The sequence below is a fragment of the Rhodococcus daqingensis genome (assembly GCF_042665615.1).
Taxonomy (GTDB): domain Bacteria; phylum Actinomycetota; class Actinomycetes; order Mycobacteriales; family Mycobacteriaceae; genus Rhodococcus_G; species Rhodococcus_G daqingensis.
Map to the genome: position 1 here is coordinate 24,374 of NZ_JBHTCS010000017.1, position 14,521 is coordinate 38,894.

The following is a 14,521-nucleotide window of genomic DNA, read 5'->3' on the forward strand; positions in this document are numbered from 1 at the left end:
CGGTTCGTCCTCTCAGTCGGTTTGCTTCGGCCCCAGGTCCTCGGTGAGGACCTCCTGCACCACCCGCATCGCGGCGAGCGCGGCAGGCGCGCCGCAGTACCCGCTGGTGTGGATGATCGCCTCGGTGATCTCCTCGCGGCTCAGGCCGTTCCGGAGTGCCCCGCGGACGTGCCCGCGCAGCTCCGATTCCGCGCGCAGCGCCGTCAGCATGCCCAGGTTCAGCAGGCTGCGGTCCCGCCCGCTCAGCCCGTCGCGGGTCCAGACCGAACCCCACACCGTCTCGGTGATGTGCCGCTGCATCGCCTCGCTGTCGGTGCCGAGGTCACGGGCCAGTGCGCGGTCGACGAAGTCGTCGCCCATCACCTCACGCCGGACGGCGAGGCCGGCGTCGAACCGGCCGTCGCCCTCGCCCTGGCCTGTCACTTCTTCGGGACCCGGATGATCAGGGCATCACCCTGACCGCCGCCGCCACACAGCGCGGCCGCGCCGACGCCGCCGCCGCGGCGCTCCAGTTCCAGCGCCAGGTGCAGCGCGATCCGCGCGCCGGACATGCCGAGCGGGTGCCCGACGGCGATCGCGCCGCCGTTGACGTTGACCTTGGCCGGGTCCAGTCCGAGCTCGCGGGTGGACGCGATGCCGACGGCCGCGAAGGCCTCGTTGATCTCGACGAGGTCGAGATCGGTGGGGTCGATGCCCTCCTTCGCGCAGGCCTTGGCGATCGCGCGTGCGGGCTGCGACTGCAGCGTGGAGTCGGGTCCGGCGACGACACCGTGCGCGCCGATCTCGGCGATCCAGGTCAGCCCGAGCTCCTGCGCCTTGGCCTTGCTCATCACGACCACCGCGGCGGCGCCGTCGGAGATCGGCGAGGCCGAGCCGGCGGTGATGGTGCCGTCCTTGCTGAAGGCAGGACGCAGCGCGCTCAGGGACTCGACGGTGGTGTCGGCGCGGATGCCCTCGTCCTCGGCGAAGACGATCGGATCGCCCTTGCGCTGCGGGATCTCGACCGGCACTACCTCGTTGTCGAACAGGCCGTTCTTCCAGGCGCGCGCGGCGTTCTGGTGCGAGGCGGCCGCGAAGGCGTCCTGCTCCGCGCGGGTGATGTGGGTGGCCTCCTGCTGGTTGACCTGCTCGGTCAGCAGCCCCATCGCCTGGTCCGTGAAGATGTCGTGCAGACCGTCGTAGGCCATGTGGTCGCGCATGGTCACGTCGCCGTACTTGAAGCCCTCGCGGCTCTTCTCGAGCATGTGCGGTGCGCGGCTCATCGACTCCTGGCCACCGGCGACCACGATGTCGAACTCGCCCGCGCGGATCAGCTGGTCGGCCAGCGCGATCGCGTCGATGCCCGAGAGGCACACCTTGTTGATCGACAGGGCCGGCACGTCCATCGGGATGCCGGCGGCCACGGCCGCCTGCCGCGCGGGCATCTGGCCGGCGCCCGCGGTGAGCACCTGGCCCATGATCACGTATTCGACGCTCTCGGGCGCGACGCCCGCCTTCTCCAGCGCGCCCCTGATGGCGATGCCGCCGAGATCGGACCCGGAGAAACCCTTCAGCGAACCGAGGAGCCGCCCCATCGGGGTGCGGGCTCCGGCGACGATGACAGTGGACTCGGACATCAGCTTGCTGTTCCCTTCAGATTTCTCAGTGCCTTCGGATTTCCCGGCCACCGAACTGTTCACAACGATTCACTCCGGCGGACGATCGCCTCCGCGTGCCGAAGCACCGGCGCGTCCACCATCTTCCCCTCGAACGCGAAGACCCCGCGCTCCTCGGACACCGCGGCCAGCACCCTGCGCGCCCAGGCGAGGTCCTCCGCGCTGGGTTCGTAGGCGGCCCGGATCACGGCGACCTGGCTCGGATGGATCGCCACCTTGGCGTCGAACCCGACCGCGACCGCGTCGAGGGATTCGGCGCGCAGACCATCGAGGTCCTTGATGTCCAGGTAGACCGAGTCCAGCGCGAACCGGCCGTGTGCCTTGGCCGCGAGCAGCGATCCGGAGCGCACGTGCCGGGCCACATCGCGATAGGAGCCGTCGGTGTGGCGGCTGGCGTTCCCGCCGAGCGCTGCGACCAGGTCCTCCGCGCCCCACATCACCCCGATCGCGTTCGCGACCTGTGCGGACTCGGCAACCGTCAGGGCGCCGAGCGGAGACTCGATCAGGGCGATCACCTCGCGCGGGGCGAGTGAGCGCACCTGTTCCGCCGACTCGCACTTGGGCAGCATCACCCTCGGGTAGCGGGTCTGCAGCAGCGCCTCCAGGTCGAGCGCCTGGTCCTCGGTGCCCGCCGCGTTGATCCGCACCACGGTGCGCTCGGGGTCGAGCGGGGTGTCGATCAGCGCGCGACGGGCGGCCGCCTTGTCCGCGGGGGCGACGCCGTCCTCGAGGTCGAGGATGACGACGTCCGCGGCGGCCGCGGCCTTCGCGTAGCGCTCCGGCCGATCCGCCGGGCAGAAGAGCCAGGCGGGACCGGGCGGGGCCCACCCCGAGGAGTGACCGGAATTCGCAGTCATGACGGCCTCTTTCGAACCAGCGTCTTGCGCACCGCCGTCGCCACCACGTCGCCGTGCTGGTTCCGGGCGGTGTGCGCCAGAGTGATGATGCCCTCGCCCGGCCTGCTCTTCGACTCCCGCTTGTCGGTGATGACCGTCTCGGCGTACATGGTGTCGCCGTGGAAGAGCGGCTTGGGGAACGAGATCTCCGAGAACCCGAGGTTGGCGACGATGGTCCCCTGGGTGAGCTGCGCGACCGACAGCCCGACCAGGGTGGACAGCGTGAACATCGAGTTCACCAGCCGCTGGTTGAACGGCGGCAACTGCTCGCTGAACGCGGCGTCGAGGTGCAGGGCCTGCGTGTTCATCGTCAGGGTGGTGAACAGGACGTTGTCCGCCTCGGTGACGGTGCGGCCGGGCCGGTGCTCGTAGACCACGTCGGTCTCGAACTCCTCGAACCAGAGCCCCCGCTGGACCACCCGGCGCGGCTGCGCCTGCTCGCTCACAGTCCGGCCTCGCGCGCGATCAGCATCAGCTGCACCTCGGTGGTGCCCTCGCCGATCTCGAGGATCTTGCTGTCCCGGTAGTGGCGGGCGACCGGGTACTCGTTCATGAAGCCGTAGCCGCCGAAGATCTGGGTGGCGTCACGGGCGTTGTCCATCGCGGCCTCGCTGGCGATCAGCTTGGCGATGGAGGCCTGCTTCTTGAACGGCTTGCCCGCCAGCATGAGCGCGGCCGCGTCGTAGTAGGCGGTGCGGGCGACGTGCGCACGCACCTCCATCCGCGCGATCTTGAAGGCGATGGCCTGGTTGGCACCGATCGGCTTGCCGAATGCCTCGCGCTCCTTGGCGTACTTCACCGACTCGTCCACGCAGCCCTGCGCCGCACCGACGCTCAGCGCGGCGATCGCGATCCGGCCCTCGTCGAGGATGCGCAGGAAATTCGCGTAGCCGCGGCCGCGCTCACCGAGCAGGTTCTCCTGCGGCACCCGAACGTCCTGGAAGGTCAGCGGGTGGGTGTCGGAGGCGTTCCAGCCGACCTTGTTGTACGCCGGCTCCGCGGTGAACCCCGGCGTGGAGGTCGGCACGAGGATGGTGGAGATCTCCTTCTTGCCGTTGTCCATCTCGCCGGTGACCGCGGTGACGGTGACCAGCCGGGTGATGTCGGTCCCGGAGTTGGTGATGAACTGCTTGTTGCCGTTGATGATCCAGTCGCCGCCGTCCTCCTTCGCGGTGGTCCTGGTTCCGCCTGCGTCGCTGCCCGCACCCGGCTCGGTGAGGCCGAACGCGGCCAGCGCCTTGCCGCTCGTCAGCTGCGGCAGCCACTCCTGCTTCTGCGCCTCGTTACCGAAGCGGTAGATCGGCATCGCACCGAGCGAGACGCCTGCCTCCAGGGTGATCGCGACGGACTGGTCCACCTTGCCCAGCTCCTCGAGGGCCAGGCACAGCGCGAAGTAGTCGCCGCCCTGTCCGCCGTACTCCTCGGGGAACGGCAGGCCGAACAGGCCCAGCTCGGCCATCCCCGCGACGACCTCGTACGGGAAGGTGTGGTTGGCATCGTGCTCGGCGGCGACCGGCGCGACGACGGTCTGCGCGAAGTCGCGGACCGCCTTCGCGAGCTGCTGGTACTCGTCGGGCAGTGATCCGGTGGAGAGGTAATCGGTCATGACGCGGCGCCCTTCGTGGTCGTCTCTGCGAGTTCGGGTTGTCCTGAGCTGTCGGATGTTTCGGGTGCGTGCGGGATCACGCGAGCGAGGACCTGATCGACCTTCACCTGATCCCCCGCCGCGACGAGAAGCTCGACCGTGCCGTCGATGGGCGAGGTCAGCGAGTGCTCCATCTTCATCGCCTCGACCACGACCACGGCCGTGCCCGCGGTGACGGCCGCGCCGTGCTGCACGCCGACCGCGATGACCGCGCCCGGCATCGGGCTCGTGATCTCGGCCTCCCCCGCGTGTGCGTCGCCCGTGCGGACGCTGACCTCCCGGACCTCGCGCAGGACCGCGGTCCCGTCGGTGCCCGAGAGCCAGATGTGTCCGTCGTGGGCGGCCACCAGGTAGCTCGCCCTCAGACCGTCCACCGCGACGGACAGCGTCGAACCGTCCAACGATGCTGTCAGCGTGCGTGTTTCGCCGTCCTCCATCGACACCAGCGCGTCGCCGGGCGCACCGACGATCCGCACGTGGTCGGTGCGGGCGGGCGAGGACAGCCGGATGCTGGTCGGTGCCGGGGTGCCGGCTCGCCAGCCGGTCGGCCGCTCCCACGGATCCGCGCCGACGCCCTGCGGCCAGCGCGTCAGCCACCGGTACGCGCCCGCCGCGATGAACTGCGCGTCCGAGGCATCGGCCGCGACGTAGTCCTCGAGCCTGCGGTCGAGCAGGCCGGTGTCGAGGCGGCCGGCGACGACGTCGGGGTCCGCGAGCAGGAACCGCGCGAAGTCGATGTTGGTGACCACGCCGAGGACCGCGGTGTCGGCCAGGGCCCGGTCGAGCTTGCGCAGTGCCGCGGCGCGGTCGACGCCGTGTGCGATCACCTTCGACAGCATCGGGTCGTAGTCGCTGCCGACCTCGGTGCCCGCCCGCAGTCCCGAGTCGACCCGGATCCCGGGGCCGGCCGGCTCCACCACGTCGAGGACGAGTCCGCCCGTGGGCAGGAAGCCGCGGGCGGGGTCCTCGGCGTAGACGCGGGCCTCGATGGCGTGACCGGTCATGGTGATCTCGTCCTGGGCGATGGCGAGCTTCTCGCCCGCGGCCACCCGGACCTGCCACTCGACCAGGTCGAGTCCGGTGACCATCTCGGTGACCGGGTGCTCCACCTGCAGCCGCGTGTTCATCTCCATGAAGAAGAACTCGTCCGGTCGGTCCGCGGAGACGATGAACTCGACCGTGCCGGCGCCGGAATAGTCGACGCTGCGCGCGGTGTTGCAGGCCGCCTCGCCGATCCGGGCGCGGGTCCGCTCGTCGAGCAGCGGCGAGGGCGCCTCCTCGATGACCTTCTGGTGCCGGCGCTGGAGGCTGCACTCGCGCTCGCCGAGGTGCACGACGTTGCCGTGACTGTCGGCGAGGACCTGCACCTCGATGTGCCGGGGGCGCAACACGAACCGCTCCAGGAACAGGGTGTCGTCACCGAAGGCCGAGGCGGCCTCGCGGCGCGCGCTGGCCAGCGCCTCGGCGAGCTTGTCCGGCTCCTCGACCAGGCGCATGCCCTTGCCGCCGCCGCCGGCGGACGGCTTCACCAGCACCGGGTAGCCGATGTCCTCGGCCGCGGCGATCAGCTCGGCGTCGGTCAGCCCGGGGCGGGCGATGCCGGGCACCACCGGGACGTCGAACTCGGCCACCGCGTTCTTGGCGGTGATCTTGTCGCCCATCACCTCGATGGCCCGGGCTGAGGGCCCGAGGAAGGCGATGCCTGCGTCCTCGAGGGCCGCCGCGAAGGCCGCGTTCTCGGAGAGGAATCCGTAGCCGGGGTGCACCGCCTGGGCGCCCGTCCGCTTCGCCGCGGCGACCACCTTCGCGATGTCGAGGTAGCTCTCGCGCGCCGCCGCGGGGCCGAGCAGGACGGCCGTGTCGGCCTCGCGCACGTGCCGCGCGCCCGCGTCCGCCTCGCTGTACACCGCCACCGAGCGGATGCCCATGGCACGCAGGGTGCGGATGACGCGGACCGCGATCTCGCCGCGGTTGGCGACGAGAACGGTGGAAAATTCAGTCATCTCACTCACATCCTGAAGACGCCGTAGGAGACCGGCTCGAGCGGCGCCTGAGCGCACACCGAAAGTGCCAGTCCTAGAACAGTTCTGGTGTCCGCGGGGTCGATGATTCCATCGTCCCACAGTCGGGCGGTCGAATAGTAGGGGTTGCCCTGCGCCTCGTACTGCGCGCGAATCGGCGCCTTGAAGGACTCCTCGTCCTCCGCCGACCAGGGCTTGCCCGAGGCGTCCAACTGATCGCTGCGGACGGTGGCCAGCACCGAGGCCGCCTGCTCACCGCCCATGACCGAGATCCGCGCGTTCGGCCACATCCACAGGAACCGGGGCGAGTAGGCGCGCCCGCACATCGAGTAGTTGCCCGCGCCGTACGAGCCGCCGATCACAACGGTGAGCTTGGGGACCCGCGCGCAGGCCACCGCGGTCACCATCTTGGCGCCGTGCTTGGCGATGCCGCCCGCCTCGTAATCGCGGCCGACCATGAAGCCGGCGATGTTCTGCAGGAACAGCAGCGGCACGCTGCGCTTGTCGCACAGCTCGATGAAGTGGGCGCCCTTCATCGCGGACTCGGCGAAGAGCACGCCGTTGTTGGCGACGATGCCGACCGGGTGCCCGTGGATGTGGGCGAAGCCGGTGACCAGGGTCTTGCCGTACTCTGCCTTGAACTCCTGGAACTCTCCCCCGTCCACGATGCGGGTGATCACCTCGTGCACGTCGTACGGGGTGCGCGGGTCCGTCGGGACGACGTCGTAGAGCTCCTCCTGCGGCGCGATGGGCTCCACCGCCGGGATCACGTCCCAGGGCCGGTCCGTGCGCGGACCGAAGGTCGCGACGATCCGGCGCACGATGCGCAGCGCGTCCTGATCGTCCTCGGCGAGGTGGTCGGTGACGCCGGAGACCTTCGAGTGCAGGTCGCCGCCGCCCAGGTCCTCGGCCGTGACGACCTCGCCGGTCGCGGCCTTCACCAGCGGCGGGCCACCGAGGAAGATGGTGCCCTGGTTGCGCACGATGACGGCCTCGTCGCTCATCGCCGGGACGTAGGCGCCGCCCGCGGTGCAGGATCCCATCACCGCCGCGATCTGCGGGATGCCCTTGGCACTCAGGTTGGCCTGGTTGAAGAAGATGCGACCGAAGTGCTCGCGGTCGGGGAAGACCTCGTCCTGACGGGGCAGGAAGGCGCCGCCCGAGTCGACCAGGTAGAGGCACGGCAGATTGTTCTGCAGCGCGATCTCCTGCGCGCGCAGGTGCTTCTTCACGCTCATCGGGTAGTAGGTGCCGCCCTTGACGGTGGCGTCGTTGGCCACGATCACGCACTCGCGGCCGGAGACCCGGCCGATACCGGCGATCACACCCGCGCCGGGGCACTCGTCGTCGTACATGCCGTTCGCGGCGAGCGGGGAGAACTCGAGGAACGGGCTGCCCGGGTCCAGCAGGGTGTCCACCCGCTCACGCGGCAGCAGCTTGCCCCTGTTCACGTGCCGCTGTCGGGACTGCTCGCTGCCGCCGAGCGCCGCGGTGGCGAGCCGCTCGCGCAGCTCACCGACCAAGCGGACGTGCTCGGTCCGGTTGCGCTCCTCAACCATGGTCATGTCGTCGCCCTGTCTGCTCGGATCATTTCGCGGTCAGTTAATTGCCAATAACCGAATCTAAGATAACTATGATTAACTGAGTTGTCCAGACCCACAGGTTGAAGGGAGGTGCCGACGTGACACCCGACGATTCGGTGCTGACCAAACGTGGCCGCGCCAAGGCCGACCGCCGCAGGCAGCTCCTACAGGCCGCCGCCCGTTTGATCGCCGAGCGAGGCTTCGCGGGCGTTCGGCTCGAGGATCTCGGATCCGCGGTCGGGATCAGCGGCCCCGCCGTCTACCGGCACTTCCCCAACAAGGAGGCGCTGCTGGTGGAGCTGCTGGTCGACATCAGCCGTCGCCTGCTCGAGGGCGGTATCGCGGTCGCCGACGGGGCCTCGACGCCAGACGAGGCGCTCGCGGGCCTGATCGAGTTCCACCTCGACTTCGCGCTCGGCGAGCCCGACCTCATTCGCGTGCAGGACCGCGACCTCGAGTCGCTGCCGGTCGCCGAGCGCAGGCAGGTCCGGCAGTTCCAGCGCCGCTACGTCGAGGTGTGGGTCGAGGTCCTCCGGAAGGTCGACGCGGAGCTGGCGGAGTCGGACGCCCGGATCAAGGCACACGCGACGTTCGGCCTGATCAACTCCACCCCGCACAGCGTGAACCCCTCCGCCCCCGCCCACACCCGCGCGGTGCTGCGCGCGATGACGGCCGCCGCGCTGGCGCCGGGAGTCTGAGCCCGGCGGCCGCCCTCGCCGTCGCACACCCATTCACAAGATCGCACCCCCTTTGGGTTGCCAATCCCCGTGCGTTCTCGACAAAAACAGTGCGCGGCCGACGCTATGGTCGACAGCGTGTCTGAGAGCCCCCGCGCATGACCGTCGCGAAATCCGTCGCCCTGTTCGTCGTGGCCGCCCTGCTGGAGATCGGCGGCGCCTGGCTGGTGTGGCAGGGCGTGCGGGAACACCGCGGGTGGATCTGGGTCGGCCTCGGCGTCATCGCGCTCGGCGCCTACGGATTCGTCGCGACCATGCAGCCCGATGCCCACTTCGGCCGGATCCTGGCCGCGTACGGCGGCGTCTTCGTCGCCGGCTCACTGATCTGGGGCATGGCGATGGACGGCTTCCGACCCGACCGATGGGATGTCACGGGGGCGCTGATCTGCCTCGCAGGCGTGGCCGTCATCATGTACGCGCCGCGCTGAGCCGATCCCGCGCGAACAGCGCCGCGAGCAGCAGCGCCATCGCGGCCGCGGCCCACAGGCCGGCCAGCCCGACCCCGCGGTGCACCGCCGCGCCCGCTGCCACCCCGAGCACCAGGCCGAGCCACAGCCCCGCGAACCGCACCCACGCCCACCGCGGCCCGCCGGTCAGCGCCGCGGCGAGGCGTTGCCCGAGCCTGACCAGCGTGCCGGTCATGTAGGTGAGGCTGATCGACGACTCGCCGGTCCGCTCGAACACCGTGTTCTCGGCCCCCATCGCCAGTGCCAGCGCGGCGATCACGACCTGCCGCGAGCCGAGGGCCGAGGCCGTCACCGCCGCCACAAGCAGGCCCGCGACGAGGCACATCACGACCGAACTGCGGTGCGCGCAAGCAATCCGCCCCAGCACCGAACCCAGCACGACGCCGAGCACGAACAGCCCGATGACCGCCGCGCCGACCGCCGCGACATGCCAGTGGCCGTCGACCGCACCGACTGCCATGCGGGTGGAGTTCCCGCTCATGAACGAGACGAAGAACCCGCCCAGGGTGATGTACCCCATGGCATCGACGTAGCCCGCCAGGGCCGCGAGCAGCACCGCGAAGACAAACGTCCGGCGGCCGACGTCGACTACCACTGAGTCCCTACCCGGACCGGACCGGTCGCCGACGTCACGACAGCACGCCGGTCGCGGTTACTCCTTCCTCGTCATCGCGGTGTAGCCGAGGGTCAGCGCGGCCGCCGCCGCGATGCTGATGATCCAACGCCACCAGTCGATGCCCTTCGTGTCGCCGGTGTCACTGATCATCCCCCAGATCCAGTACCCGATGAGCGCACCGGCGATGCCGAGCACGACGGTGATGACCCATCCCATCGCCTGCTTGCCGGGGATCACCAGCCGTGCGAGCACGCCGATGACCGCGCCGAAGATGATCGTGCCGATGATGTCCCCGATCATTGCGGGCTCCTCTCGTGCCACCTCAGTCGCGCGCGACTGTGTGCGGGGTTGTCGATCTTGATAGTGGCACGGCGATGCCGCCGGAGGAACCCTCACCGGGCCCCGACCCGGCGGTGCCCCGCCCTCCGATCGAGGGAACCGGAGGGCGGGGCACCGGGGCGGGGCCGATCGAGGAACCGGCCCCGCGGGTCAGGCGTGCACGATCACGCCGCGGATGTTCTTGCCGCTGCGCAGATCCTCGTAGCCCTGGTTGACGTCCTCGAGTCGGTAGCGGGTGGTGACCAGCTCGTCGAGCCTGAGCTGGCCTGCGTCGTACAGGCGGAGCAGCTTGACGATGTCGTACTGCGGGTTCATCGAGCCGAACAGCGAACCCTTGATGGTCTTCTGGTTCAGCGTCAGGTCGCATCCGGAGACGTGCACGGTCAGCTTGGCCGGGTCGGCCAACCCCGTGATGACGACGGTGCCGCCCTTGCCGATCACCGCGGTGGCCGCCGAGACGACCTCCTCGTCCACGGTGCCGACCAGGATGAGAGCGGCGTCGGCGCCCTGACCCCAGGTCAGTTCGTTGACCTTCTCCGCGGCGCTCGCCGCGTCGGCGAAGGCATGGGTGGCGCCGAGCTTCAACGCCGTCTCGCGCTTGAGCGCAACGGGATCGACGACGACCACGTATTTGCAGCCCGCGCTGACCGCGCCCTGTACCGCGTTGATGCCCAGGCCGCCGATGCCGTAGATGACGGCGGTGTCACCCGCGTGCAGGTTGCCCGCGTTGACCGCGGTTCCCCAGCCCGAGGGCACCCCGCAGCCGACCAGCACGGCGGTCTCCAACGGCAGCCAGTCGTCGACCTTGACCACCGAGTGCTGCGAGATGGTGGCCCGCTCGGCGAACGTGCCGAGCATGCACATGGCACCGAAATCGGTTCCCTTGGAATGGAACCGGAAGGTCCCGTCCGGCATCGACCCCTCCAGGATGGTGGCACCCATGTCACAGAGGTTCTGCCTGCCCGTCGAGCAGTATCGGCAGGTACCGCAGTTCGGGATGAAGCTGCACACCACGTGGTCGCCCGGCTTGACCTTCGTGACGCCCGGCCCGACCTCCTCGATGATTCCCGACCCCTCGTGCCCGCCGACGATCGGATAGCGCGGCGGCAGGTCACCGTCGGTCAGGTGCAGATCCGAATGACACAGGCCCGCGGCCGTGTACTTGATCAGCACTTCCCCCGGCCCGGGGCCGTCGAGCTCGAGCTCCATCAGTTCGAACGGCTTTCCGGCCTCGAGCAGGACTGCGGCGGTGGTCTTCATGTGTGATTCTCCTTCTGGGGGGGGGTGGGCCGGGTCAGAGTGCGACGTTGACGGATTTGGTGATGGTGTAGGCATCGAGTCCCGCCGCGCCCAACTCGCGGCCCCAACCGGACTGCTTGTAACCGCCGAAGGGCATCGCGGTGTCGAAGCCGTTGTACTGGTTGATCCACACGGAGCCGGCCTTGATCTGCCGTGCCGTGCGGTGCGCCTTGGAGATGTCGCGGGTCCAGATGCCCGCGGCGAGGCCGTAGATCGAGTCGTTCGCGGCCGCGGCGACGCCCGCCTCGGCGTCGAACGGCAGCGCCGCGACCACCGGGCCGAAGATCTCCTCGCGGACGATGCTGAACTCCGGCTTGACGTCCACGAACACGGTCGGCTCGACGAAGTAACCGGTCTCGCCCCACCGATTGCCCCCGGTCAGCGCCCGGGCGCCGTCCGCGAGACCCTCGCGCAGGTACCCGGTCACCTTGTCGAACTGCTCCTGCGAGACGAGCGGGCCTAGCTGGGTGGCCGGGTCGAGGCCGGGGCCGATCTTCACCTGGCTCGCGGCGTGCGCGACCGCCTGGGTGAACTCGTCGAAGATCTTGTCCTCGACGAACAGCCGGGTCCCGGCGACGCAGCACTGACCGTGGTTGAACAGCCAGGCATTGAGCGAACCCTCCACGGCGGCATCGAAATCGGCGTCCGCGAAGACGATGTTGGGGCTCTTGCCGCCGAGCTCGAGCGAGACCTTCTTCAGGTTGCCCTTGGCCGCCTCGACGATCTTCTTCCCGACCTCGGTGGAGCCGGTGAACGCGATCTTGTCGACGTCGTCGTGCGCGGACAGCGTGGCACCGGCGTCGCCGAATCCGCTGATGATGTTCACGACGCCGGGCGGGAAGCCGGCCTCCTGGAACACCTCCCCGAGCAACAGTGCCGTCAACGGCGTCTGCTCCGCGGGCTTGAGGATGACGGTGTTGCCTGCGGCGAGGGCAGGCGCCAGCTTCCACGAGGCCATCAGCAGCGGGAAGTTCCACGGCACGATCAGCCCGCACACACCCACCGGCTCGCGCAGCGTGTAGGCGTGGAACTGGGCGCCGGGCGCAAAGGGCATCGACACGTTGACCGTGCTGCCCTCGATCTTGGTCGCCCAACCGGCGTAGTAGCGGAAAACGTCTGCCGCCCAGGCCACGTCGACCGCGGATGCGATGCCCGCCGACTTGCCGTTGTCGAGGGCCTCGAGCTGGCCGAACTCCTCGGCCCGCTCGCTGAGGATGTCACCGACGCGCCAGAGCAGCCGCTCGCGCTCGTTCGGCTTCATGCCCGGCCACGGGCCGTCGTCGAACGCGATCCGCGCCGCGCGAACCGCCCGGTCGACGTCCTCGGCCTGACCGTGCGCGACCTCGGTCAACGCGTTCCCGGTCGCGGGGTCGTAGGTCGGGAAGGTGCGGCCCGAGGCGGCCGGGGTCCATTCGCCACCGATCAGCAGCTTCTTCGGGCCGCCGGCCAGGAAACCCTGTACCTCGGACTTGAGCGGGAAGTCGGCGATCGCCGTCATCGGTTCCTCCTGCGAGAGAGTAGGTGTGTGATGCACGCCATACTTCGCCGGTTCCGGTGCGGATAACTGTGCGACTTCCGGACAGCCCTAGGACGTCACGTCGAGGGCACGGATTCTCGAATACAATGTGCTGCGGCTGATTCCGAGTTTGGCGGCGGCATGCACCTTGTTGCCGCCACACTCCTGCAGCGCATCGACGATCGCCTGCCGCTCCGCACGCTCGCGGCCCGCGAGGCGGGAGACCCGCGAGCTGGTCCGGTACGCATCGGGCAGATCGGCGAGGCCAAGCCTGGTGCTCGTCCGGTCCCGCGCCGTTCTGGTCAGCACCACCCGCAGCTCGGTCAGGTTGCCCGGCCACTCCCCCGCCACCAGGGCCTCGAGCGCGGTCGAGGTCAGGCTCAGCCCCGGCTCGATCTCGTCGAGCATCGCCTGGGCGATCTCCGGCAGCTCGCCGAGCCGCTGGCGCAGCGGCGGCACGGCGATGCGTTCGGGGCACCGCGCGATCATCGCCGCCGCCGCCGGGGATAGTTCCGCGATGGGGCTGCTCGTCAGCACCATTCGAGGTCCCCCGTCGGCGATCAGGAGGTCGGTGACCACGGGCAGTGCCGACGCCGGCAGCAGGTGCGCGTGTTCGACGGCCAGCACACCACCGGAGGTCGACGCCTGCTCGAGCAGCACCGACAACCATCGGTCGAGCCCGACGATCGGTATCCGCGAGGCATCCGTCCAGTGCACGGGGTCGGCGCCGGCGAGATCGCGCACGGCCGTGGTGCGCCCCGAACCGGATTCGCCGACGATCGCAACGGACTCGGCGTTCTCACGCACCCGGCGAAGCTCTGCGCGCGCCCGGTCCGCGACGCCCGCACCGGCGGCGCGGCGCCGGATCGGCACATTCGGTCGATGCACGTGCTCGACCAGAAAGAGTGTGCCGCCGTTTGTTCCGGCGATCCGGTCGGCCTGCACCGTGGCCAGCTGCCCGGACGCCAACTCGAGGTTCACCGTGCGCGACTGGTCCGGCAGGAGATCCGCCGCGAGCCCGCGCAGGGCGGCATGGTCGGCCACATCGAGGAGGTCCAGCGCGGTGCGGTTGCTGAGCAGGATGTCCTCGCCGATCGCGGCGACGGCGACATGACGCTGCGGCGAGACCCGCTGAAAAGCGTCCACCAACCGCTGCTCGGATGCTCGCGAACCCTCGAGCAGTCGTCGCTCGATGTCCGCCGCAGCACGCTGCAGAAAGGGCGCGAACAGCGAGTTTGCCTGCGGGGCAATGCAGGTCATGTCCAGGATCCCCTCGACCCGGTGCGTCACCGGATGCAGGATCGGATGCCCGTAGCAGCTCAACCCCTTGAAGCGCTCCAGATAGTGTTCCTCGCCGTTGACGACGATCCCGCGACGCACCTCGACCGGGGTACCGATCGCATTGGTACCGGCGGTGTCCTCTCCGAACCGCGAGCCGATCACCGCGCCGAGCTTCTCCATGTGCCGCTCGACCTGTTGGTTGTCGAACACCCGGGCCACGATCCGGCAGTCCCGGTCGGCGAGCAGGAGACACAGTCCGGTGCCGGCGATCTGGATGGCGACCTCGTCGAGGATCGGGCGCGCGGCCCGCAGCAACCGGCTGGAGAGGTCCAGGTCGGTGGCCGGGTCCGCGTCGAACCCGTCCCCCGGGCCGACGCCACTCAACGCGGATCGCTTCCAGGACAGCGCGATCTCGGGCCGGACCGGCTCGCGCCCACTCGTCTCGCCGGGGTTCATCGGCCTGCCC

The 14,521-nt window shown here is 69.8% G+C and carries 14 protein-coding genes; 2 read left to right on the forward strand and 12 right to left on the reverse strand.

The genetic code is table 11. The features are described 5' to 3' along the window. Positions 1–12: 12 nt before the first annotated feature. Genes ACFQS9_RS14200 through ACFQS9_RS14230 form a run of 7 tightly spaced genes read right to left on the reverse strand, consistent with a single transcriptional unit; the run spans position 13 to position 7,782 of the window. Positions 13–360, reverse strand: coding sequence for a carboxymuconolactone decarboxylase family protein (locus ACFQS9_RS14200; RefSeq protein WP_378406502.1), 348 nt, complete (start codon positions 358–360; stop codon positions 13–15). Between the two features lie 59 nt (positions 361–419). Further along, positions 420–1,616, reverse strand: a complete 1,197-nt coding sequence (locus tag ACFQS9_RS14205; protein ID WP_378405702.1) for an acetyl-CoA C-acetyltransferase — start codon at positions 1,614–1,616, stop codon at positions 420–422. A gap of 59 nt (positions 1,617–1,675) precedes the next feature. Next, positions 1,676–2,512, reverse strand: coding sequence for an HpcH/HpaI aldolase/citrate lyase family protein (locus ACFQS9_RS14210; protein ID WP_378405704.1), 837 nt, complete (start codon positions 2,510–2,512; stop codon positions 1,676–1,678). Continuing rightward, positions 2,509–2,997: a MaoC family dehydratase gene (locus ACFQS9_RS14215; protein WP_378405706.1), complete on the reverse strand. Its 489-nt coding sequence runs from the start codon at positions 2,995–2,997 to the stop codon at positions 2,509–2,511. Before ACFQS9_RS14215 ends, ACFQS9_RS14210 begins: the two co-directional genes overlap by 4 nt. Beyond that, the gene (locus ACFQS9_RS14220) at positions 2,994–4,157 is read right to left on the reverse strand and encodes an acyl-CoA dehydrogenase family protein (RefSeq protein ID WP_378405708.1); all 1,164 of its coding nucleotides are present in this window, start codon (positions 4,155–4,157) and stop codon (positions 2,994–2,996) included. Before ACFQS9_RS14220 ends, ACFQS9_RS14215 begins: the two co-directional genes overlap by 4 nt. Then, positions 4,154–6,199, reverse strand: coding sequence for an acetyl/propionyl/methylcrotonyl-CoA carboxylase subunit alpha (locus tag ACFQS9_RS14225; RefSeq protein WP_378405710.1), 2,046 nt, complete (start codon positions 6,197–6,199; stop codon positions 4,154–4,156). The genes ACFQS9_RS14220 and ACFQS9_RS14225 overlap by 4 nt, the downstream gene beginning before the upstream one ends. Positions 6,200–6,204: 5 nt before the next feature. Further along, complete coding sequence (locus tag ACFQS9_RS14230) at positions 6,205–7,782, reverse strand: carboxyl transferase domain-containing protein (RefSeq protein ID WP_378405712.1); 1,578 nt, start codon at positions 7,780–7,782, stop codon at positions 6,205–6,207. Between the two features lie 116 nt (positions 7,783–7,898). Between ACFQS9_RS14230 and ACFQS9_RS14235 the strand changes: the two genes are divergently transcribed. Together ACFQS9_RS14235 and ACFQS9_RS14240 are read left to right on the forward strand one after the other, a co-directional pair. Further along, positions 7,899–8,498: an SACE_7040 family transcriptional regulator gene (locus ACFQS9_RS14235; protein WP_378405714.1), complete on the forward strand. Its 600-nt coding sequence runs from the start codon at positions 7,899–7,901 to the stop codon at positions 8,496–8,498. 137 nt (positions 8,499–8,635) lie between these two features. Next, positions 8,636–8,965, forward strand: coding sequence for a YnfA family protein (locus tag ACFQS9_RS14240; protein WP_378405716.1), 330 nt, complete (start codon positions 8,636–8,638; stop codon positions 8,963–8,965). Here ACFQS9_RS14240 and ACFQS9_RS14245 read toward each other — a convergent pair. The 5 genes from ACFQS9_RS14245 to ACFQS9_RS14265 all read right to left on the reverse strand — a co-directional run bounded on the left by ACFQS9_RS14245 (position 8,946) and on the right by ACFQS9_RS14265 (position 14,511). Next, positions 8,946–9,599, reverse strand: coding sequence for a YoaK family protein (locus ACFQS9_RS14245; protein ID WP_378405718.1), 654 nt, complete (start codon positions 9,597–9,599; stop codon positions 8,946–8,948). The genes ACFQS9_RS14240 and ACFQS9_RS14245 overlap by 20 nt on opposite strands. 57 nt (positions 9,600–9,656) lie before the next feature. Next, positions 9,657–9,920, reverse strand: coding sequence for a GlsB/YeaQ/YmgE family stress response membrane protein (locus ACFQS9_RS14250; RefSeq protein WP_378405720.1), 264 nt, complete (start codon positions 9,918–9,920; stop codon positions 9,657–9,659). A gap of 189 nt (positions 9,921–10,109) precedes the next feature. Next, positions 10,110–11,219 carry an NDMA-dependent alcohol dehydrogenase gene (locus ACFQS9_RS14255; RefSeq protein WP_378405722.1) on the reverse strand — a complete coding sequence of 370 codons (1,110 nt, stop codon included), beginning with the start codon at positions 11,217–11,219 and terminating at the stop codon, positions 10,110–10,112. A gap of 34 nt (positions 11,220–11,253) precedes the next feature. Beyond that, on the reverse strand, positions 11,254–12,756 hold the full coding sequence (locus ACFQS9_RS14260; RefSeq protein WP_378405724.1) for an aldehyde dehydrogenase family protein: 1,503 nt from the start codon (positions 12,754–12,756) through the stop codon (positions 11,254–11,256). An 87-nt stretch (positions 12,757–12,843) separates the two neighbouring features. Beyond that, on the reverse strand, positions 12,844–14,511 hold the full coding sequence (locus ACFQS9_RS14265; protein WP_378405726.1) for a sigma-54-dependent Fis family transcriptional regulator: 1,668 nt from the start codon (positions 14,509–14,511) through the stop codon (positions 12,844–12,846). Between the last annotated feature and the right edge of the window lie 10 nt (positions 14,512–14,521).

Bases quoted from the DNA above. Each gene is read 5' to 3' on its own strand.
- ACFQS9_RS14210 (WP_378405704.1), bottom strand. From the start codon at position 2,512: ATGACTGCGAATTCCGGTCACTCCTCGGGGTGGGCCCCGCCCGGTCCC.
- ACFQS9_RS14260 (WP_378405724.1), bottom strand. From the start codon at position 12,756: ATGACGGCGATCGCCGACTTCCCGCTCAAGTCCGAGGTACAGGGTTTC.
- ACFQS9_RS14220 (WP_378405708.1), bottom strand. From the start codon at position 4,157: ATGACCGATTACCTCTCCACCGGATCACTGCCCGACGAGTACCAGCAG.
- ACFQS9_RS14205 (WP_378405702.1), bottom strand. From the start codon at position 1,616: ATGTCCGAGTCCACTGTCATCGTCGCCGGAGCCCGCACCCCGATGGGG.
- ACFQS9_RS14225 (WP_378405710.1), bottom strand. From the start codon at position 6,199: ATGACTGAATTTTCCACCGTTCTCGTCGCCAACCGCGGCGAGATCGCG.
- ACFQS9_RS14200 (WP_378406502.1), bottom strand. From the start codon at position 360: ATGGGCGACGACTTCGTCGACCGCGCACTGGCCCGTGACCTCGGCACC.
- ACFQS9_RS14230 (WP_378405712.1), bottom strand. From the start codon at position 7,782: ATGACCATGGTTGAGGAGCGCAACCGGACCGAGCACGTCCGCTTGGTC.
- ACFQS9_RS14250 (WP_378405720.1), bottom strand. From the start codon at position 9,920: ATGATCGGGGACATCATCGGCACGATCATCTTCGGCGCGGTCATCGGC.
- ACFQS9_RS14265 (WP_378405726.1), bottom strand. From the start codon at position 14,511: ATGAACCCCGGCGAGACGAGTGGGCGCGAGCCGGTCCGGCCCGAGATC.
- ACFQS9_RS14255 (WP_378405722.1), bottom strand. From the start codon at position 11,219: ATGAAGACCACCGCCGCAGTCCTGCTCGAGGCCGGAAAGCCGTTCGAA.
- ACFQS9_RS14240 (WP_378405716.1), top strand. From the start codon at position 8,636: ATGACCGTCGCGAAATCCGTCGCCCTGTTCGTCGTGGCCGCCCTGCTG.